The following is a 272-nucleotide window of genomic DNA, read 5'->3' as shown; positions in this document are numbered from 1 at the left end:
CGAGCACAAAGGATCCAACACGTCATGCAAGACACCATCATAAATTTCTACAGCACCAGCGATGACTACGGTGATTTTTCTAACTTTGCCGCCTGGCCCATCAAGGTTGACGGGAAAACCTGGCCCACCTCAGAACACTATTTTCAGGCACAAAAATTCCTTGATGAAAAATACCGCGAAGAGATCCGTCGGGTTTCTTCCCCTATGGTCGCCGCACGCATGGGGCGCGATCGTTCTAAGCCTCTGCGTAAAAACTGGGAGTCGGTCAAAGA

The 272-nt window shown here is 50.0% G+C and carries 1 pseudogene; it reads left to right on the top strand.

Going from position 1 to position 272, the window contains the following annotated elements:
• Positions 1 to 272, top strand: a pseudogene (gene ybiA / locus SB772_RS41065) (N-glycosidase YbiA); the annotation flags it as partial.

The organism is Paraburkholderia sp. SIMBA_030 (genome assembly GCF_046535245.1).
GTDB lineage: Bacteria > Pseudomonadota > Gammaproteobacteria > Burkholderiales > Burkholderiaceae > Paraburkholderia.
Note: the sequence above shows the minus strand (reverse complement) of the source record. Positions and strands in the feature narration are given on the sequence as shown.